General features: G+C 31.3%; 21 protein-coding genes and 1 pseudogene. 17 read left to right on the top strand and 5 right to left on the bottom strand.

Features of this window, described 5'->3' with window-relative positions; genetic code table 11:
• Positions 1–123: 123 nt before the first annotated feature.
• The 8 genes from ACWJKS_RS10520 to ACWJKS_RS10485 all read left to right on the top strand — a co-directional run bounded on the left by ACWJKS_RS10520 (position 124) and on the right by ACWJKS_RS10485 (position 6,692).
• Entirely contained in the window at positions 124–1,086 is a 963-nt protein-coding gene (locus tag ACWJKS_RS10520; RefSeq protein WP_462959529.1) for a M23 family metallopeptidase, read from the top strand.
• A 574-nt stretch (positions 1,087–1,660) separates the two neighbouring features.
• On the top strand, positions 1,661–2,170 hold the full coding sequence (locus tag ACWJKS_RS10515) for a pyridoxamine 5'-phosphate oxidase family protein (protein ID WP_462959528.1): 510 nt from the start codon (positions 1,661–1,663) through the stop codon (positions 2,168–2,170).
• A gap of 67 nt (positions 2,171–2,237) precedes the next feature.
• Positions 2,238–3,074, top strand: coding sequence for an MBL fold metallo-hydrolase (locus tag ACWJKS_RS10510; protein ID WP_220319522.1), 837 nt, complete (start codon positions 2,238–2,240; stop codon positions 3,072–3,074).
• 138 nt (positions 3,075–3,212) lie between these two features.
• Entirely contained in the window at positions 3,213–3,422 is a 210-nt protein-coding gene (locus ACWJKS_RS10505; protein ID WP_462959527.1) for a hypothetical protein, read from the top strand.
• Positions 3,423–4,497: 1,075 nt separating this feature from the next.
• Complete coding sequence (locus ACWJKS_RS10500) at positions 4,498–4,719, top strand: hypothetical protein (RefSeq protein ID WP_462959526.1); 222 nt, start codon at positions 4,498–4,500, stop codon at positions 4,717–4,719.
• A 61-nt stretch (positions 4,720–4,780) separates the two neighbouring features.
• Positions 4,781–5,290: a GNAT family N-acetyltransferase gene (locus tag ACWJKS_RS10495; protein WP_462959525.1), complete on the top strand. Its 510-nt coding sequence runs from the start codon at positions 4,781–4,783 to the stop codon at positions 5,288–5,290.
• A 47-nt stretch (positions 5,291–5,337) separates the two neighbouring features.
• Positions 5,338–5,799 (top strand): QueT transporter family protein, encoded by a 462-nt coding sequence (locus tag ACWJKS_RS10490; RefSeq protein ID WP_462959524.1) that lies wholly within the window; start codon positions 5,338–5,340, stop codon positions 5,797–5,799.
• Positions 5,800–6,056: 257 nt separating this feature from the next.
• Positions 6,057–6,692: a CatA-like O-acetyltransferase gene (locus ACWJKS_RS10485; protein ID WP_462959523.1), complete on the top strand. Its 636-nt coding sequence runs from the start codon at positions 6,057–6,059 to the stop codon at positions 6,690–6,692.
• 65 nt (positions 6,693–6,757) lie between these two features.
• Here the strand turns inward: ACWJKS_RS10485 and ACWJKS_RS10480 are convergent, their stop codons facing one another.
• Positions 6,758–7,528 (bottom strand): lysostaphin resistance A-like protein, encoded by a 771-nt coding sequence (locus tag ACWJKS_RS10480; RefSeq protein ID WP_462959522.1) that lies wholly within the window; start codon positions 7,526–7,528, stop codon positions 6,758–6,760.
• Positions 7,529–8,033: 505 nt separating this feature from the next.
• On the opposite strand from ACWJKS_RS10480, the gene ltrA reads away from it, so the two are divergent.
• Positions 8,034–9,443, top strand: coding sequence for a group II intron reverse transcriptase/maturase (gene ltrA / locus ACWJKS_RS10475; protein WP_165415056.1), 1,410 nt, complete (start codon positions 8,034–8,036; stop codon positions 9,441–9,443).
• Between the two features lie 342 nt (positions 9,444–9,785).
• Here ltrA and ACWJKS_RS10470 read toward each other — a convergent pair whose 3' ends face one another.
• Both ACWJKS_RS10470 and ACWJKS_RS10465 read right to left on the bottom strand, forming a co-directional pair.
• Positions 9,786–10,826, bottom strand: a complete 1,041-nt coding sequence (locus ACWJKS_RS10470) for an alpha/beta fold hydrolase (RefSeq protein WP_216303717.1) — start codon at positions 10,824–10,826, stop codon at positions 9,786–9,788.
• 31 nt (positions 10,827–10,857) lie between these two features.
• A complete protein-coding gene (locus ACWJKS_RS10465) occupies positions 10,858–11,901 on the bottom strand; it encodes a helix-turn-helix domain-containing protein (protein WP_216303716.1) in 1,044 nt (347 codons plus the stop codon).
• Between the two features lie 751 nt (positions 11,902–12,652).
• Here ACWJKS_RS10465 and ACWJKS_RS10460 point away from each other — a divergent pair.
• From ACWJKS_RS10460 to ACWJKS_RS10430, 7 genes are all read left to right on the top strand, one after another.
• Positions 12,653–13,456 (top strand): site-specific integrase, encoded by an 804-nt coding sequence (locus ACWJKS_RS10460; RefSeq protein ID WP_462959521.1) that lies wholly within the window; start codon positions 12,653–12,655, stop codon positions 13,454–13,456.
• 42 nt (positions 13,457–13,498) lie between these two features.
• Positions 13,499–14,686, top strand: coding sequence for an IS91 family transposase (locus ACWJKS_RS10455; RefSeq protein ID WP_462959520.1), 1,188 nt, complete (start codon positions 13,499–13,501; stop codon positions 14,684–14,686).
• Positions 14,687–14,989: 303 nt separating this feature from the next.
• Entirely contained in the window at positions 14,990–15,466 is a 477-nt protein-coding gene (locus ACWJKS_RS10450) for a GNAT family N-acetyltransferase (RefSeq protein WP_216303715.1), read from the top strand.
• A gap of 208 nt (positions 15,467–15,674) precedes the next feature.
• A complete protein-coding gene (locus ACWJKS_RS10445) occupies positions 15,675–15,923 on the top strand; it encodes a hypothetical protein (protein WP_369811882.1) in 249 nt (82 codons plus the stop codon).
• A gap of 147 nt (positions 15,924–16,070) precedes the next feature.
• Positions 16,071–16,604 (top strand): phosphoglycerate mutase family protein, encoded by a 534-nt coding sequence (locus ACWJKS_RS10440; RefSeq protein WP_462959519.1) that lies wholly within the window; start codon positions 16,071–16,073, stop codon positions 16,602–16,604.
• Positions 16,605–16,739: 135 nt separating this feature from the next.
• On the top strand, positions 16,740–17,273 hold the full coding sequence (locus tag ACWJKS_RS10435; protein ID WP_220285854.1) for a MaoC family dehydratase: 534 nt from the start codon (positions 16,740–16,742) through the stop codon (positions 17,271–17,273).
• A 343-nt stretch (positions 17,274–17,616) separates the two neighbouring features.
• Positions 17,617–18,381, top strand: a complete 765-nt coding sequence (locus tag ACWJKS_RS10430; protein WP_462959518.1) for a transposase — start codon at positions 17,617–17,619, stop codon at positions 18,379–18,381.
• A gap of 69 nt (positions 18,382–18,450) precedes the next feature.
• On the opposite strand, the pseudogene ACWJKS_RS10425 reads toward ACWJKS_RS10430, so the two are convergent.
• Positions 18,451–19,171 (bottom strand): annotated as a pseudogene (locus ACWJKS_RS10425) (elongation factor G-binding protein).
• A gap of 728 nt (positions 19,172–19,899) precedes the next feature.
• Between ACWJKS_RS10425 and ACWJKS_RS10420 the strand changes: the two are divergent.
• Complete coding sequence (locus ACWJKS_RS10420) at positions 19,900–20,196, top strand: CD3324 family protein (RefSeq protein ID WP_462959517.1); 297 nt, start codon at positions 19,900–19,902, stop codon at positions 20,194–20,196.
• A 363-nt stretch (positions 20,197–20,559) separates the two neighbouring features.
• On the opposite strand, the gene ACWJKS_RS10415 is transcribed toward ACWJKS_RS10420, so the two are convergent.
• Positions 20,560–20,850 carry an integrase core domain-containing protein gene (locus ACWJKS_RS10415; RefSeq protein ID WP_462959516.1) on the bottom strand — a complete coding sequence of 97 codons (291 nt, stop codon included), beginning with the start codon at positions 20,848–20,850 and terminating at the stop codon, positions 20,560–20,562.
• Between the last annotated feature and the right edge of the window lie 227 nt (positions 20,851–21,077).

Here is a 21,077-nt window from a genome sequence, read left to right as displayed (position 1 = left end):
CAGAGATATTTGAAAAGTCATGTTTTATAAAGATATCCCTCCGTTAAGAATAGCTGTGGATATGTCTAACTTGTATTTTATTACGAAGAATATATATTTAATAATGACAGGGGGAGAATAGTAATGTTTTTAAGTAGAGTTCAATTATTTATTGCAACAAAAATGTTAAATATAGTATTACCTATCCTAATTTTATTTGGTCTTTTTCAGTTTGGAAAAGGTAATCTTATTGATAGTATTATATATACTATATTTGTGGGTAATTTCATATTTTTATTATTTAAGACTGCTCCTTGGGAATTTACAAACTACTATATTAGACATGTTTTAGTTTTGATTTATTTAATAATTGCTTTCAGAAATCTTCTTTTTATTAATACAGGCATACAAGGTATATTTGGTATTAAAGTTTTAGTAGATGTTTTAGTTTTAGTTCTATCTTTAATTTTAATGTATTTTAATATTGGTTCTGTTCGTGCTTCAAAGAAGCCAAAGGATTGTATAAATTTATCATTACCATTTAAAGATGGCAAATATATTATAACAGATGGTGGAGATGGTAGGATTAGTTCATTACTCAATTATCATAATAAAGCTCAGATACATAAAAATGGAAAATCAAATACATCTATGAGGTATGCAATTGATATAGCCAAGCTTAATAAAATTGGATTTACAGTAAAAAATCTTCTCACTAAAGAAAATAAAGATTATGAGGTATTTCACGAAAAGGTATATTGTCCATGTGATGCTACTGTAGTTGAAATAGTAAATGGAATAGAGAACAATATCCCATTTAATGGAATATATCCTTACTATGTTGGAAATCGGGTAATATTAAAAATAGATAATTATTATATAGTTATGGGACATTTGGCGAAGGACAGCATAGCGGTAGAAGTAGGTAATAGTGTGAAATTAGGACAACGATTAGCGAAAATAGGAAATAGTGGATTGACCCCTCGACCTCATTTGCATATGCAAGTATCAAAATGCGAAGAGGGACAATATTGGCAGGGTAAGAGTGTACCTATATTTTTTAATGATTTATATTATCCAATCAAGAATAAAATCATTATAGTTTAGGCAATCAGTCTGTAATCTTTTGTATGTATAGTATCTATTACTACTAAGAATAATGGTGAAATTAATTCAAAATAAAGTTGAGTTATGTCGCAACCTTCTTATAGTACGTCATAACAGCCACAAAATAGTAGTTCCATTTTTGATTTATAGTTCATCGAAAATGCTGTCTTGTGGCTGTTTTTTGCACGAATCGTTGCCGTACCCCGTATACATTTACGTAGGGTTTTTGCTTTCACAGTTACATCTTACAAAAATATAGCAATACAATTTCTAAAATAACCTTGTTTTTTAATTTTTTAAGTCGATATATATCATAGGACGGTTATATTTCTAATAAGTTTTGTTAGTCATTACATTTGAAAAGAGGTTAATAGGAGTATTTCAATATCAGGTTCAAGCAAAATACAGTCTATTAGCTTTAATAATTATGATATGATTAAATATATATTTTATGATAAATTTATAAAATATTGCGGTGCTATGAAAATTTATGAATTAATGATAATATTTATTGAGGAAACGTAATAAAAACAAGGGCTTAATAATAATGAAAGAATTATAGAGGGGTGTAATTATGTTCAGAGAAATGAGAAGAAAAAAGCAGTTATTGTCCAAAGAAGAAACAATTGAAATTCTACAAGAGTGCACATCTGGAGTTTTAGGTGTAACAGGCGATGATGATTACCCATATACCGTTCCCGTAAGTTATGCTTATAAAGACGGAAAACTCTTTTTTCATGGTGCAAAAGAAGGGCATAAGATTGACAGCATAAAAAGGAATGATAAGGTGACATTTTGTGTCATAGAAAAAGACGAAGTAATACAAAAAACTTTTACTACCCATTTTCGTAGTGTGTCTGTTTTTGGTAGAGCAAGGATTCTTACAGAAGATGACGAGAGGAGATATGCCATTGAAAGTTTAGTTGAAAAGTATTCACCTGACTATATTGAAGAAGGACAGCGAGAAATTGAAAGTGAATGGAATAGAGTATGTTTACTTGAAATCAAAATCGAACATATAACAGGTAAAGCAGCTATAGAAATCGTAAATAATAGGCAGAATCAGGTCACAATATGCTTCTAAGTAGTCACAAGTAAACCCATACCTAATGATATGGGTTTACTTTATTAAGTGTATATGGAGGTGTGTAATGAAACTAACGGCACTTATTGAAAATAAAGCTACTGGTAATTTGAGTGGGGAACATGGACTTGCTGTTCATATCGAATACAATGGAAAACAGTATCTTTTAGATACTGGTGCATCAAATAAGTTCCAGAATAATGCCAATAAACTAGGCATAGATTTAAAAAATATTGATACTGCTGCGTTATCACATTGTCATTATGACCACTCTGGTGGATATGTTGGATTTTTTTCTGAAAACAGTAAAGCAAAAGTATATCTCCAAAGCGCAGCAAGGGAACTGTATTATGCCAAACTAGGATTGATTAAAATATATAATGGTATTCCACGAGGCATTTTAGATACATATAGTGACCGATTTGTCTTTGTAGATGGAGATTATGAAATTGATGAAGGTGTATGGTTAATTTCTCATAAAACGATTGGGCTAGCAGCACGGGGAAAGAAAGCACATATGTATCGAAAAACAGAAAAAGGATTTGTTGCCGATGATTTTCAGCATGAACAAAGTTTGGTGTTTGAAGTAGAGAACGGTTTAGTTATTCTAAATAGTTGCTGTCATGGGGGCGTTGATAACATTATTGAAGAGGTAATGGAAACGTTCAACGGAAAGGAAGTTCTGGCTATAATCGGTGGTTTTCATTTAATGGGGATTATAGGCACCAAGTCTATGAGTGGAAAACCGGAAGAGGTTAGAGCATTAGGAAAACGACTATTTGATTTGAATGTAAAGCATATATATACTGGTCATTGTACTGGTAATCCTGCTTATAAGGTATTGAAAGAGAAACTGGGAGAACGGTTGCAATATTTTAGTACGGGAACCACAGTTGAACTATAAGATTATGAGCAATAATGTGAAGCTGGAAAAATGAACACTTAATTGATGAGTGTAGGGAAAAAGAATAACGGCGATACGTCGAATTTGTAGAGTTATGCGAAGTAAGGTTAATTTATATTTTATGAGGAGGAGTTCACTATGGCTGATTTAAAAAAGAGTAACGATAGAAAAAACATCAATGAAAACAAAAAGAACTCTAAAAATGGGTCTTACCTTGCTATTGGGATTAGTCTCGGTGTTGTATTTGGATTATTAAGTAATAATCTGGCTATTGGTATTGCTATAGGGGTTGCTAGTGGAGCAGCAATAGATGCGAAAATAGTGAACAAAAATAAGAAACAACAATAAAGTTAATAAGTATAATCCGTAATTATAGTTAATTCATACTTTTTTTATAGTGTTAACTAACTAGAGTAAAAAACACTCTAGTTTTATTTTATTTGAGAGTATCTAAAATGGTCGTTTATGGTCTCTTTTATCCATATAATTCCTTAACGTTGGTTTTGTCGGATTATCTATACTACACCACATAGAAATGGCTTAGACAATTTAGTTTTTTGGCTAATAATATATTGTGTTAAATAGAATATTTTAAGAGAAGTTGCTCTAAGGGTCTGCTACTTTTTGAATACTAAATGTTGAGGAAGATAAGATATTAGGCAACATAACTATTGAATTTGGAAATTGAATAATCCGGTATTAAAAAATGAAAGTATTTACTATTATAGGAATGTAGAAATATGTATAATATGCTATAATTTCTATAGAGTTAGGTCGAAGGTGTATAAATTAGTTACTACTATAGAATCTATACTATAAATAAAAAGGGGGCACAATATGTCAAGGGAAAATAAAGTGGACAAAGGTTTTGAACCTACCTACTGGAATTTAAGTTATAGAAGAAAATTTATTAGAACTTTATAGATGATACCTTTTAGTGTAATGGTATTGTTACTTTATTGGTTTGTATTTGATGTTTTTATTGTAAATATAATAGTGACAATAATTATTGTTATTGGCTTAATACTTCAATTGATTTACACTTATTTAAAATAGAATAAAAATGAACAGTAATCTTAAATTGAGTTACGCTGGTATAAAACTGCGAAATAAAGATTATTTATATAATCTGCAGACAAATAGTAATTTGAAGTGTGAAGCATTTCGATAATGGGAGGAGTAAAATTATGGCATATAAATTAAAAAAATAACAATAAGAGCGAATAATTCCAAAGATGGAATAGATGATATTGGTGATATTTGGAAAGATATCACAAGTGGGAAATTACCTATTATTTTTGATAGTGAACATGTATTTCAACAGGGTGTTTCTCCAGTTTCAAAATACAGTAATTATTCTAGTGATGAAAATGGAGATTATGACCTAACGATAATGGCTGTAACAGCGGATTTTTTTCAAAATATGGATGCAGAAGCAAGTAAAGGCTTTTATAAAAAAGATGATGAAAAAGATGAAAATGGAGAAATAAGTGTTTGTACGAGAAAGGCATGGGAAAAGGTATGGTCTGAGCAAAAAACGGGCGATATACATAGAACCTTTACAGCAGATTTTGAGAGCACTGTTCCAAGTGAATATACGAAAGATGGCAAAGCACATTGCTATTTGTATGTTGCAATTCAGTAGATTTAGAAAACATAAGTGGGATTATGAGAAATTTTTATTAATATAGAAAGGAGAAAATTAAATGGAGTTAAGTACAGAACGTTTAAAAATTATACCTTTGACACTTAATCAGTTTAAATTATTGCTTGATGGAATCGATAAGATGGAGAAGGAGTTAAAGTTAAGTGCTTCAAATGAATGTTTAGATGGAGATACTCAAGAAGCAATGGAGGGATTATATCAAGAAGCTGTAAAAAATAAAGAAAGATATTTTTGGTACACAAATTGGCAGATTATTTTAAAATCAGAAAATAAGGCTATTGGTAGTGCTTGTTTTATGAAATGTCCAGATGAAAATGGTGAGGTTGAAATAGGATATGGTATCAATAGTACATATCAAAATAATGGGTATATGACCGAGGCAGCACAGGCTATTTGTGAGTGGGCTATTAGTCAACATGATGTTTCTATTATCATTGCAGAAACAGAAAAAGACAATATTGCTTCACACAGAGTTTTGCAAAAATGTGGAATGGTAAAATATAAGGAAACAGACGAGGGAATTTGGTGGCGTATAAAAGTTGCTGAATAATATAATACTTAATAAAAGGTAAAATTGAAGTTACAGTTTTGTGAGGAGTGTTTATTATAAAAATTAAGGAATTAACTATAGCAGCCTTAGTCATGGCGATGTATATAGTAATAATGTATTTAACACAAGGGTTTTCATTCGGACCTTATCAAATAAGGATGGCAACAAGTTTATATGCTTTAGGGTATATATATCCATTTTTAATAGTTCCTATGGGAGTTGCAAATTTATTAAGCAATACATTAATGGGTGGCTTAGGAGTATTCGATATGATAGGCGGAACAATGGTGGGAATCATAACAACATCATTAATATATCTTATAAAAGGATTTAATTTAAATAAGTGGCTGATTGTTATTCCAATAGTATTTATTCCAGGCTTATTAGTACCTATATGGCTTTCATATCTATTACATATACCATATTTCGCATTAGCCATTAGTCTTTGTATAGGTCAAATAATACCCGGTATAGTAGGTGTAATTTTAATAAAAAGGTTAAAATGTTAAGACTTAATACAAATATAGTTCGTCATAACCAAATGTAAAAATTATTAAAGAGATAGATTATTTGGGCAGGTTGTGGCTATAATGTGAAGCTGGAAAAATGAACACTTAATTGATGAGTGTAGGGAATATAAGAAATATCTGAAAGGTCATGGTTATACAAAGCTATCCCTCCGTTAAAGAATAACGGCGGATATGTCTAACTTGTATAATAAGACTAAGTTTAGGTTAGGAAAATTTTTAGGGGGAGTGGTATACAGGTGAAGTTTATAGACATGGAAAATTGGGAAAGAAAAAATCATTACAATTATTTTAAACAACTTGATTATCCTCATTTTAACATTTGTGGGAATGTTGATATTACTGAATTTTATAGATTTATTAAGGAAAAAGATAATCCGTTTTTTATATCAATGTTGTATGTTGTTACAAAAACAGCAAATAGCATAAAGGAATTTCGTTATAGGATAAGAGAAGATAAAGTAATTGAACATGAAATGGTCAGTCCGTCTTTTACAGTAATAACTTCAAATGAAATATTTAGTTTTTGTACAGCTGAATTTATAGATGGATTTAAAGAATTTAAGATTAACACATCAAATGAAATAGAAAGAACAAAAAATAATGTAAGTATTGGAAATGAACCAGGTCGTGATGACCTTATATATACTACAAGTATTCCATGGGTTTCATTTACTAGTATAACTCACCCAATTCAAATGAACCCTGTTGCTAGTGTCCCAATGATAGCATGGGGTAAATACTTTGAGGAAAATGGAAAGATAAAGTTACCACTATCTGTTCAAGTACATCACTCACTGGTAGATGGAGTACATGTTGGACATTACTTTAATAAAATTCAAGAAATTTTAGATAATCCTGTAAAGTATTTATAATATTTGCCTTTAGAAAAAATAATTTTATATTTATGCAGTTGGTTTTCAATGTTCTTAAAGTTCGTCTATAATGATACACTTCTTTTTTTTGGTAAATTATCCTTTATATACTTAATATTCATTACAATAGATATGATTATAGATGCAAAAACTACAACTACGACTAAAGGTTGTGCCGTACCATCTGAATTGAACATAGGTATATAAACATATTGAGATAGAACAACAAATATAAAAACGCTAAAGTTGTGTAACATATGAAAAATAATACAGTTTACAATATTCTTGGTTTCTATATATAATAATGCACTTAACACACCCATAAAAAACCTACCTATAAAGTTTAAATCAAAGTGTACTATTGCAAATATTGTCGCAGATATTAAGATTGCAAGTCTGATACCCGTCTTAAACGTTAATTTATTTAACAATACCCCTCTAAAAAACAACTCCTCAATTATTGGCGCTGTTGTTACTCCGAATATTAAATAGCTTAAAGTTAGACCTGTAGTAGTTACATGTGTACCTACTAATAAAATAAGACCTACTCCAATGTAAAGACCTATATTCAATAGGTATAATCGAGCTATCTTTTTATAACTTATTTCTTTAATGCAACTAACTAAATCGTTTTTCATTGCATTGTTACCTCTAAATACCAGTAGGCTAACAAAAACTAACAATATAATATTTAACATAATTTCAGCTACGTACTTATCTTTCAAATATATATTGTCAATAATAGGTATCTCTAATAATAAAAAAGTTAGTATAATTGCAAGTATATAAAATAGTACGACTTTTTTTACCTTTATTTTCTCAAACATGTTATCCATATATTAATAACCCCACCCACATAAATTTTTATAAATTATATACTAAATAAGTATATATAAAAAACTAATATCTGTAAATATTAGTTTATATTTTAGTGTGCCCGGCATGGTCGTAATCTAACGGGTGAAAGTCCCGAGTGCGGGTTGATAGTGCCAAGCACATAGTTGAACACCAAGGGTGTCCTCGGCGACGAGGAATCTGAAGGCAGGTGTAGACAAATTTCCAGTCTGACGAACAGAAATTACATATAAGGCATGGTATACTGGGTAAAATTGCTAAACAAATTGAAGCCCAAAACTATTCAAAAAAATATACTGTGTAAATGTAGCAGATACATGGAGAGAAAGATTGCGTTCTTACCCGGGGAGAGCTCATGGACATGTTAAGATGTATTTCGATACATGGTTGAAATAAGATTTATCATGAGCAGTCAGCCGACGCCATAGTACCAAAATATTTATAAATATTTTGGGAAGGGCTGAACTATAGGAGGTTTTGAAAATTTTGAAGAACTCAAAGAAATATGTAGAAATCAGAAAACTTCATAATGAAGACTATCTATGCGAGGTAGGGTTGGAAATCCAAGATAACATAGAAGTGATGAGTATTTCTTCGGCGTCAAGGAATGGAAGAGACGACAAGAAACGAGATACTAATAACCTAATGGAGCAAATTCTTCATCGTGGCAATTTGAACAAAGCATACAAAAAGGTGAAGAAAAATAAAGGAAGTAGTGGCGTGGATGGAATGACAGTAGATGAACTACTAGAATACCTAAAACGTAACAACAGCCAACTTCAAAAGGATTTAATAGAAGAAAGTTATACCCCAATGCCAGTCCGTAGGGTAGAAATAGATAAACCCGACGGTGGGAAAAGACTTCTAGGAATACCTACGGTAGTAGACAGGGTAGTACAACAGGCGATAGCCCAAGTGTTAACACCAATCTACGAGGAAAAGTTTTCAGAAACAAGTTTTGGATTCCGACCAGGAAGAAGTCAACACCAAGCGATTGAAAAATGTAAAGAACACATCAACGACGGTTATAAATGGGTCGTTGACATTGACATATCTAAGTATTTTGATACTGTAAATCATGATAAACTCATGTCCATCCTATCCAAGGATTTAGATGACAAAAAGGTATTAAGATTAATAAGGAAATATTTACAATCAGGTGTAATGATAAACGGAGTGGTCGCAGAAACAGACCTCGGATGCCCGCAGGGTGGTCCATGTAGTCCGCTACTCAGTAATATTTATCTAAATGAATTGGATAAAGAACTGGAAAGGCGTGGATTAAGGTTCTGTCGTTTTGCAGATGATTGCAATATCTACGTTAAGAGCAAACGATCTGCGGAAAGAGTAATGAGGTCAGTTACAAAATTTCTGGAGGAAGAACTGAAACTGAAAATAAATCTAAACAAAAGTAAGGTAGCTAGGCCATGGAAACTGAAATACTTAAGTTTTTCATTTTACAATGGCAAAGGTGGAATTCAAGTACGTGTACACCCGAAAGCTATAGAAAAACTTAAGAAAAACATCAAAGAAGTAACTTCAAGAAGTAATGGGAAAAGCCTAGAATGGAGATTCCAAAAACTGAATCAGAAACTTCGAGGATGGATAAATTATTTCAGAATAGCTAATATGAAAACTATAGCAAAAGAGCTAGACCGATGGTTAAGGAGAAGGATACGCCTCTGTATATGGAAACAATGGAAAAGGGTCAGAACGAGATTCAAGGAACTTAAAAAGAGAGGGCTATCAAAACAAAAGTCTTGGGAATATGCAAATACACGAAGAAGTTATTGGAGAATATCCAAGAGTCCAATTATGAATATTGCATATAAAGATAAAGACCTAGAAAGTCTAGGTCTAATCAGTATAACGAAATATTATCTTAGAACTTGTTAGTTCTTATAGAACCGCCTTGTACCGAACGGTATGCAGGGTGGTGTGAGAGGTCGGCTAATCAAATAATGATTAGCCTCCTACTCGATTAAACTATAACATGAAAATTAAGTATTCTTATTGGACAACTGATTTTTAATAAATTTAGTCGAACTCTATTAAATTTCTCTACTCTGTTTTGTGTTTAATTAATATCATCTAAAATAGATAATATCCTTATAATCAAATATCTTCTCAGTAAGCCCCAATCTTTGTGAATGGGTTTGGAGCTCGCCAGTTGCTTTTGTAGCCCAACATAAGTTGTAGTAAGTAAGGATGGCAAATTAATTCAAGTTTGCATTATATTTATTTAATAAATGTATCGCACATCCATTTATTAAATCTTTCTTTCTCTTCAAATTGCGGATAATGAGCTGATTGTTCAAAGACAATAAATTCTTTTTTATCCGTTTTAATCATATCAAAATATTTTTTTGCTGCACTAGCTGAAGTCATATAGTCATATTTACCCATGATGAAATAGCATGGTAATTTAAGTTTTGTTACTATAGTTGGTAAAGGATTTTTTAATAAATCCTTTACCAAAATCTTTTGAGATAAGGATATCCCATAGTCATAACGGATAACATCTAACAAGTTATACTCACTACTGAATAAAAAACCTATACTATTATTATCGGGGGCATCAATAAGTATTGAAGCCCCACCATATTTAATAACATAAGATCGTGGGGTATACATATTGCCATTTTTGATTTCTTTAGTTAATCCTTGTAGATACAAAACATCATCTGTATTGGCAACATTTTGAGCTTGATTAATACAGTAATTCAAACTGTCGATCTCACTTTCTGTTGTATCGCTCATCTGTCCAATACCAATATATGCTTCATATTTTTCAGGAGATTTATAGGCAGCTTGCATTGCAATATATGTACCAAAAGAATGACCACTCAGTATTATCTTTTTTTTGCCAAGACGTGCTGAGATATAATCCGTCATCTCCAATAAGTCCTTAACCAATAAGTCTGTTGAAAGATTCGAATAGTCCTCAAAAAATTGATATGATTTTCCACTAGCTCTTTGGTCGTAATTAACAACTGTAAATTTGGTTTCCAATAAATTTTGGTATTTATCAGCATATGGTATTTCCGGACATCCAGGTCCTCCATGTACAAAAATAATAACTGGATTAGTCCTATCATTACCGCGTATCATAATTTCATGATTACTTTCATTTATCTTTACTTGTTCTAATACACTTATACTGTTTTCACCTTTTATATCCGGAGTCCATGTAGGGAAGAGAAGTGCCATTATTGGCAATGCTATAATAATTACTCCGATATGTATATAAATTTTCATCAATTTTTTTTTATTTTTCATCTAAGATACTCCTTTAAAATTGCTAAAGTTATTAATTAGTGTTCAAATTTTTAGAACTTTTATTTACTGATTTTATAATTCCTGCTATTGCAAACGACGCAGTCATTCCCAATAACAAAATGATTATAATCATATGTATATTCCCATTCATATATTTGTCACTCCAATCTTGAAAATTGTATTGAAATCCAAATACAGAAGGTTCAAGCCCCAATACCATATTTATCAGACCTTGTATAAAAAATTCAAATACAGAAATTACAGCGAAACATCCTGAAGTCTTCAGTAACCCATTGATTCTAGAATATCTAATAATAAGCATCATACTCCACAGAACAATCAGACATAATAACGTAATCGGAAGACCCTTCGTTAAGAACCATCCTCCGCCTGTATACATATCGCATACAAAAATCAGTAATAATAGTAACACGGTATCTACCATAAAACACAGCAATACTTTTTTATTTGCCAAGAACTCCGGAAGCCATATGCGATTTAGTATAATTGGTAAAAAAACAACCGTCATACCAAACAGCAACGGTATAAATGTCACAAAGAACCAGTCTCCATCCGTATAAATGCAGCAAGTCATCAAAAGAAGAACAAGCGAAGTAAATAAAGATCCTAGCGTGATCTCTCCACGATACTCAGTCACCAAAACAGGCAGCAGTGTTAACGTAAATGCAATCAATTCTGCAGTCAGCACAATAAAAAACCACGACAGATTATGTTGAACAGCCAGATTACATATAAAACATACTAATAAAGATATTCCATACATAAAAAATAATGTATATTTATATCTGTTTAATATTTTTATATATTTTGTGGCTAATTTTTCAGTAGCTCTTGTTTGAAGGTCTTCACTGGCGGTCAACAGTTCATGTTCGTTAATCTTAAGCACCTCACAGATGTCACTTATAAGGGTGATGTCAGGATAAGAGATTCCCCTTTCCCATTTTGAAATTGCAGATTCTGTTACAAATATTTTCTCTGAGAAACTCTTCTGAGTCAATCCTGCTTTTTTCCTTTTTTGCGTAATAAATTCTCCAAATGACTTTTTATCTTCCATAGAAATTCCTCCTAGTATTTTTTCACTTCCAATACTATACTTACCATTTCCCTATGTCAACGAAACAGCCCGATTTAGCAACTCGACTATCAAGCCAGTCGGCTAAAACACTGCATTTACAGGCATCTTTTCTATAAGAATACAATTGAAGATGTGTATTTATCTTCAACGTACAACACACTGTGTGAAAAAGGAGTATAACTAATAAAGCTAAAATATGTTCTTTTTAACGTATCAAGGCATGTGGAGTGCTGTTCGCTACCCGTAAGAAAATAGAGGTATGATAATTAGAAAAAGATAATAAAAACTTTGTTATAAGGTTTTGCTATTTTTTTTGTTAGGCTAGTAATTTAGATGGAGCGGTTTTAGTTTAAATCGTAGATAAAAGTAAAAGAAATATCAAAGGTAAAATAAAGAGATTATGATAAAATTTGTAGTATAATTAAGGTATATGTTAATTGATGCGTGTAGGGAATATCGTAGTCGGCTGAAAAGTCATGTTTTACAGACATTTCTCTTCGTTAAAGACCGGCGATATGTCGAACTCGTAGTTTAATACAAAGTAAAGATTATTAATAGAGAACTAAACCGCTAAAAACGGTGGTAGACGAGTGCTAATTACATTAATTTAATTTTTGCTTAAATAAAATAGAAAGAAGTATCCTATTTGACTAAGATACTTCTTTATTATAATGTACACTTCCTTTAAACTTTTATTGTTGAAATAAAAAATGAGGAAGTGTTATTATTTATGTCAGAATTAAGAAAAAGAATGAAAATGGATATGGAACTACGTGGTTATAGCCCAAGTACAATAAAAAATTATATCAATAACGTCAGTAGTTTCGCTAAATTTTACAACAAATCACCAGAGCTTTTAAGAGAAAAAGAAATACGTGACTATCTGCATTATTGTATCATGAAAAAAAGATTAAGTGAAGGTACAGTTAATTATATTAATGCAAGTTTAAAATTTTTTTATACAAAAATTCTTAATAGATACTGGAATATGGATAAGCTAGCAAGAGTCAAACAACCAACAAAATTACCTGCTGTTTTGTCCCCTGAGGAAGTTAAATCCATTTTTGATGTTACTGAAAACCTTAAGCATAAAACAATTCTTATGACAGTTTACTCCGCAGGATTAAGGGTTAGTGAAGTTTGTAATTTAAAAGTAACAGATATTGATAGTGGAAATATGCAAATATTAATAAGACAAGGTAAAGGTAAAAAAGATAGATATTCATTGTTATCAAACTCAAATCTTGAAATTCTTAGAGAGTATTGGAAAAAATATCACCCTAAAGAATTTTTATTTTCTGGAAGGGGTCGTACAGATGCAATAACATCACGTAGTGTTGAAAAAATGTTGGAGAAGTCTATAAAAAAAACTGGAATTACTAAGAATGCAACGGTTCATACCCTTCGTCACAGTTTTGCAACTCATTTGCTAGATGCTGGTACAGATATTTGTTATATTCAAAGGCTTTTAGGACATACTCGAATAACTCCACTATTTATTTACATCTTAGGAGAATGGATTTACTTAATATAAGGAGTCCATTGGATATACTCTTAGATAATAAAGGTGAACAGGATGATTGAAATTCAAGATATATTTAATAAATATGGTGATGAATACAGAAGAAATCATAAGCTTCCACTACATATTCAAAAGACTATGATTTCTATTGAAGCCTGTAGAACAGCGGAGCTTGGTGGTCATGTAGATGAGTGTGATGAATGTGGTCACATGAGAATTTCTTATAATTCTTGTCGAGATAGGCATTGTCCTAAGTGCCAAACTTTAGCTAAGGAAAGATGGCTTGAAAAAAGAAAAGAAGATTTATTACCCGTAGGGTATTTTCATATTGTTTTCACTATACCTGAGCAACTTAACTATATAACTCTAACTAACCAAAAGGAGATGTATTCTATTCTCTTTAAAGCTGTTTCAGAAACACTGCTTGAACTTTCAAGAGATAAAAAATATTTAGGAGCCGAAATTGGGTTTATGGCAATTTTACATACTTGGGGTCAGAACTTAATGAACCATCCACATATACATTGTATAGTTCCAAGTGGTGGGTTAACTTTAGATGGTAACCGATGGATAAACTCGAAGAAAGATTTTTTTATCCCAGTTAAAGTGCTTTCAAGAAAATTTAGAGGTAAATTTTTATTTTACCTTAAAAGAGCATATTATAGTAATGCCCTTAAATACACAACTGGTATTGAGGAATTAACAGAAAAACATATATTTCAGGGTTTCATAGATAAGTTATATAAAAAAGAATGGATTGTTTATTGTAGACCTCCTTTTGGTAGTGCGGAGTACGTGCTTGAATATTTTGGAAGATACACTCATAGAGTAGCTATATCTAATCATAGGATTGTAAATTTAGAAAATGGCTATGTCACTTTCAAGTGGAGAGATTATAAAGAGCATAACAAGGAAAAGTTTATGACTCTAACAGTAGATGAATTTATTAGAAGATTTCTAATGCATGTTTTGCCAAGAAAGTTTGTTAAAATTAGACACTACGGGATATTAAGTAACAGAAATAGGTCAACCAAGCTTCAAAAATGCAAAGAGCTTATAGGTGGAGTACAAAGTAAAAAACAAGACTCAGAGGTTAAATTAAATGCAGCGGAGCTTCTTCTTAAGCTCACAGGAATAGATATAAATATTTGTTCATGCTGTGGTAAAGGTAAAATGATGACAAAAGAGAAGTTAATTCGCCAAAACTATTCTCCGCCAGGAGAAACAAATAGAATAGCATAAAGTGTTTATTTAGGGGAGGGGGAAAGTACGTCTATTTTTAGAAAATAATCAAAATTTAAAAGGAGTGCAGATACATTTCTGGAAATTACAGTTAATAACCTTAATGTTAAAGCTAATTTCAGAAAGAGGGAGAAGATTGAATCCCCATAGCAGTGCTAACGCGGCATCGTTCTATAGCTTGTTTCAGAAATTGAGCAATTTTAGTGGCTATCATCTTTTAAGTATATACTTAAGGTGATAGTTTTTATCGGCTCAACATCTGAATCCAAACCTATTCAAAATGTGAGTATGGAAGTGATAAAAATGATAAGGCAGATAGAAAGAGATGAGATTAAAGTATGTGTACAAGTAATCAGAAAAAGTTTTGGAACGGTAGCACAAGAATTTAATCTTACAAAAGAGAATTGTCCAGGGAATGCAAGTTTTATGAAAGTTGAAAAATTATATAAGCAGTATGATGAAGGTCGACCAATGTTTGCGTGTCTTGATAATGGTATCATTGTAGGTTATTTTTCGCTTGGCAAGAATGATGGTGGGAGTTTTGAGCTGAATAATCTTGCTGTATTGGTAGAATATCGCCATAAAGGTTATGGCAGAGAAATGATTATTTTTGCAATGGATAAAGTCAGACAAATGGGAAGTAATAAAATGACTATTGGAGTAATTGAAGAAAGTACGAAATTAAGGAATTGGTACAGTGGGTTAGGATTTATACATACAGGTACAAGAAAGTATAAACATTTACCTTTCACAGTGAGCTTTATGAAAATTGGACTTTAGACTTCTATAGTAAGAAATACTTCAAATTACGCTTCAGGAAATATGAGAGGAAAAGCTTTGAATTTCTTGGATTTGAATTTCGATGGGGAGTTTCTCTTAAAGGAAAAGATACAATAAAAAGAATAACTAGTAGGAGCAAACTAAGAAAATCAATAAAGGCGTTTATTTATGGTGTAAACAAAATCGTTATAAGAGAATTAAAAAGATAGTGGCAATGTTAAATTCTAAATACAGAGGATATTTCAACTATTACGGAGTAATAGGAAATAGTAAGGGACTTAGTGAGTTCTATGGACCATCCCTAAAAATATTGTATAAATGGATGAATCGTAGAAGTCAAAGAAAGGGTTTCAACTGGGAAGAGTTTAATAAAAAGATGAATTGGTATGGACTAATTAAACCTAGAGTAGTGGAAAGAGCAGAAACACAAATGAGAATCGAAATCTGTTTTGAGTGATTACGGAAGTGAATATATTTGAAGAGTCCGGTGCGGTACTTCCGCACGCCGGGATCTGTACGGGGCGTACTGGGTGACTAGTACGTTTACCGTGACATTCTACGATAAATGAACAAGTGTATAAAATTGCGTATTATTGGAGGAGAAATGAATATAGGATTGGTTAGACATTTTAAAGTTAATTGTTATACAAAGATGTTTATGACATCAAATGATTTTAAGCAATGGGTAAAACAGTATGATAATAGTAATGTTATAGAAAATAAATTTAAAATAGGAAACATAAAATGGGACAAATGTTTTTCAAGTGATTTATCAAGAGCCATTAAAACTTCACAATCTATTTTCAAAGGTGAAATAATAAGAACTCAATTATTAAGAGAAGTGCCTATGGCCCCGATATTTAATACCAATATAAAAATACCTTATATATTTTGGTGTATAAGTGGAAGATTTGCCTGGCTTTTTCAGTGCAAATCTCAAATAGAAAATAAAAAAGATACTCAAAAACGAGTGAATGAGTTTTTGGATAGTATTAAGGATGAATCAAATAACAATATATTAATTGTTTGTCATGGTTTCTTTATGAACACATTACAAAAGGAACTTAAAAGTAGGGGTGCTAATGGACAAAATATAAAAAGACCTAAAAATGGTAAATTATATTTATATAAAAAATAATTAATTCGAATTTTTTTAAATTACGCCAAGAAATAAATACAAAAAATATGTGGTAATAATTATATTATTAAATATATACTTTAGGTTGTAATTTTGTGTGAAGTTAATAATTATGAAGATATAAGGAGAATAAAAATGATAGATTTATTTAGAGCATTTTCTACAACAGAAGATTTTTTTTATGACGGTGCATTTATTGCTAAAGCAAAATATCAACGTTTCAAGCTAAAATTAAATGAAGAAACTTATAGAAATGAAGTTGTAAAAAGTAATAAAAGGCTTTGTATAGCCAACTGTAGTGGATATATTGAAAATGAAATTGCAGAGACATTAACAGTATATTTAATGATGAATGTAACTGTTAAAGAATCTGTTCAAACAGAAACTATTCAAGACGGGGAGACTTTATGGCGTAATTTCTCAAAAGAAGAAATCGCAGATTTTAGTCATCTAACAGGAGATACTAATTCTATTCATCTTTCTGAAAATCCTGTTGTGCAAGGCTTGTTTATTTTGAAAGAACTTTGTAACAAAACTCAAACAAATAAAATAGAAGTAAAATATATTTATCCTGTTTATGGTGATAATCCAATTTATTTAAAACATGAAGGAAATCTTACCAAGGGTTTTAGTAATGGTATATTATGCTTTCAAGCAACCCTATTTTAAAATGTTTTTAATTCGTAGTTTTCATAAAGTTCGGTGCGACAAGAAGTCGCTAAATAGTAGTGTTTCGTGAGAAACTGCGTTAGTTACTAAACGTATCCCCGCTCGAAACTGCACTCTGAGTAATCGGTTTGTAGGTTTAATGAGAAGAAGAAAAAGATAAAGTCAGAAAAATTGAAAAAGAACTTAGATTCAAAGAAAAAGCTTTAGCCGAAACAGCGGCACTTTTAGTACTAAGAAAAAACGTCCATGCGATTTTGGGGGACCAAGAGGAAGACTAATCAGTGCCTCAGATCGCATTAAAGCTTTAAAACTGATTAATGAAGCGGTGCAAGCTGGTGCTCGGGTGAGCCCATGCTGCAACGAAGTTGGAATATCGACTAGGACCTATGAACGATGGTCGCTAACGCCAGAATCCACGGAAGATAAACGTCCCATAGTACATAGGAATCCCCCTAAAAACAAGGTTAGTGATGAAGAAAGAGCTGAGATTGTACAAGTTATAAATAGCCACGAGTATGCTGATTTAGTACCTGCACAAATAGTTCAAAAGCTTGCTGATCAGGGAATTTACATTGCTTCAGATGGTTATGAAGTTTGGGAAACAGAGAATGCAGAGTATGCCCAACTCCTTGTTAAACGCGCCATTCTTTCTCAGAAAATATCAGGTAAGCCTCTTATACTTCACTCTGATAATGGAAGTCCTATGAAAGCTGCAACTTTCCTTGCTACATTAGAGAAACTAGGGGTTCAGAGTTCCTTTTCAAGGCCTAGAGGATGCAATGACAACCCTTACTCGGAATCATTATTCAAAACAATGAAATATGTACCTTCATTCCCTAATGCTGGTTTTGTAAGCATTGCTGACGCAAGAGAATGGGTGACTAGGTTTGTTTACTGGTACAACCATGTTCATATGCATAGTGGCATCAAATATTTGACCCCATACCAGCGCCACTATAGTTTAGATAAAAATATCATAGAGAATAGAAAAAAAGTGTATGAAATGGCAAAGAGGAATCATCCTGAAAGGTGGAGTAGGAAAATCAGAAATTGGGATTTGCCAAAATATGTGGTATTAAATCCAATAAAGGAAGAAGAGCTTGTTTGAATAGAGAAGGCATCTTCATAAAAAGGTTAAAAATAAAAATTACGACAACTATGTTGACGAACTCCGCTATCACTTTATATTGTTAACATCCTTTAAAATTTTCTCAAGCTTTTCGATTGCTACAATTCGTTCGTTACACTTCTTGCTATCTAAACATAGATCAAAGCCTATTGACCTATATGCACCTTCCCCAGTTGTTTTGCAGATAGGTGAAACAAAGTTTACTTCATTTTCACCAGCCGAGTGATTGCAAAGCACACATCTATGAGCGTTATTGGAACCATTACTTGAAATGCTACATGCCATACCTATAAGTTTACCATCCATATTATAAGCTACAAATAATTTTCTGATGGAGTTATCAATCCAACCTAAATATACATTCTTTGAATCCTGTGCATTTAAGTTAGGTAATTTGAATTTCTTTTCCTTTTTAAATAATCTACTAATTTGTGCATTTGTAATGTTTGGCATTCCATATACATATTCATTCAATTCAGCTAAATATTTATCGATGTGTAATGGGGTGGTTATTTTACTAATATCAAGTAGTTCTTTTTCTTCATAATTATAATATAAAACGGAAAGGAATATTAATAATTTTACTAATATCAAGTAGTTCTTTTTCTTCCTCGGATAAATTCGTGAAAATATTTAATATTTGCAGGTGTTTATATGCTTTAGTAACTTCAATAATATTAATATCTAGACAAACTCTGAAAGCATTATTTAAATCATATAAGCGCTTTCTTATATAATTATACTCATGTTTTTTAATAAAAGCTTTCATAAAATCTAGCACCTCTTTTCTAAAAAATTTATTTTTATTATGGAAGTAAATATAACATTACTTCCAGGTTCATTTTACCATAAGTCCGCTAACAAAAAGATGACTATTATTACTCCAAATGAAAGTAACAATAATCATCCTGATTTAAAATGTACTTCATATTCACAATGATTTTCTTTTGAACCTTGTCTTAAATTAGAAATGATAACTTCTATTGGATTGGCACAATGAAATCATAACATAGTTTAAAATAAACATTCAATCTAATAAATAATTCTGTAATGATTATGAGCATAGAAGTTTTACTCCCCAGATTTTATCGTTTTAATTGAAAACTTTAAGAAAAGATAGTATACTATAAATATTATTTCTTAATATAATTAGAAGTTAGTATTTATGGAAGGTGTGAACAGTATGATTTACAAAAATGAATTAGGATTAAAAGCAACTCCTTGCGAAGGCCATAAGAACTAAATCGGCTATGCTTTGCTTGGAGATTATTTTGTTAAAATAGTTGATGTTGAATTATATGGTCTTGCTAAGCTCTTTTTGATTTATATTAGAGGGCTTTAGTTGTGCGCAATTATTCAGCATTAGGTGATTTAACAGATAATTTCATACATTCATTCCTTCCTTTATATAAGAATGGAGACTGTTGCAAACGTAGTTTTGTAACAGTTTTTTTGGTCTTTGCTTCAACAAAAATAATTTTTTGGAGGAGTAAAGATATGAAATATAGTAATGCATACAAGGTTTTACCGATTGATATAGTAAAAGTTATTCAAGAATATGTGGATGGGGAATATTTATATATACCTAGAAAAGAAGAAGAACAAAAGAAATGGGGAGAACAAAGCGGCTCAAGAGATACTTTGAAAAAAAGAAATGCGGAAATTTATTTAGAATATATAAAAGGTTCTGAAATTTTAGATTTAGCTCAGGAATACTATCTTTCGGATAAAAGTATAAGAAGAATTATTACTCAGCAAAAGAAGATTACACTCGAAATTAATGCAGAATTATAAACGAGATCGAAATCGCCCTTTGATCATCAAATAATAATGATATGATAAAAATAAGTGTGTGTTCAGAAGTGAGAAATTTTATTTTAATGTTTAAACATCACTAGATGAATTTAATAGCTAAAGTATAAAGGGCTACTTCAAAATAGGTTTTTAATTATTCTGAAGCAGTTCTTTTTTAGACTATTAAAAGTCTAAGTTATAGTCGCTACGGTGAACTTCTCTTTTGTATACCTATTTACCAAATTAAAGAATATACTTTTATAAATTAGAAAAAGCTGATTTAATAATAGTATACTCATTAATAAAAGGGACAAGGGGACAGTGGATATATGTCAATATCTTAGACATAAAAAGTTGAACTTTTTATGAAGCCTTTTTAGCCAAATCTTCACACTGTTGAGGCGTAATATACCCAATACTACTATGTATCCTTTTTATATTGTACCAAGCTTTTATATGTTCAAATGTTCCTAATCTTGCAGCGTCATAATCAAAATATTTAACATGGTAAACCTCTTCTTTTTTCAATGAGGCATGAAATGATTCAATGCAAGAATTATCATATGGGCAACCATTGGCACTAAATGAGAGTTTAATAATTTTAGTGCTATTTATATATGCTTTAAAAGCGCAGCTTGTAAATTGGCATTCCAAATCGCTATGAAGTATTAGCGTCTTGGTTGGCTTTTGTAGCGGTATAGCATTTTAACAGTCTGTAGAGCTAATGTAGTATCAATGAATTTAGACATAGCATGACTTATTATTTTCCCGCTATAAAGATCCATGACCGATGCTAAGTAGCACCAACTGACTTCTGAAAGTAGCAGTCTAGATGCAAAATGAGGAAAATAGCCAGGAAGCCTTGAAAGAGTGGTCTACAG

The sequence above is a fragment of the Clostridium sp. CM038 genome, assembly GCF_055081105.1.
This window is presented reverse-complemented; position numbering and strand designations above follow the sequence as displayed.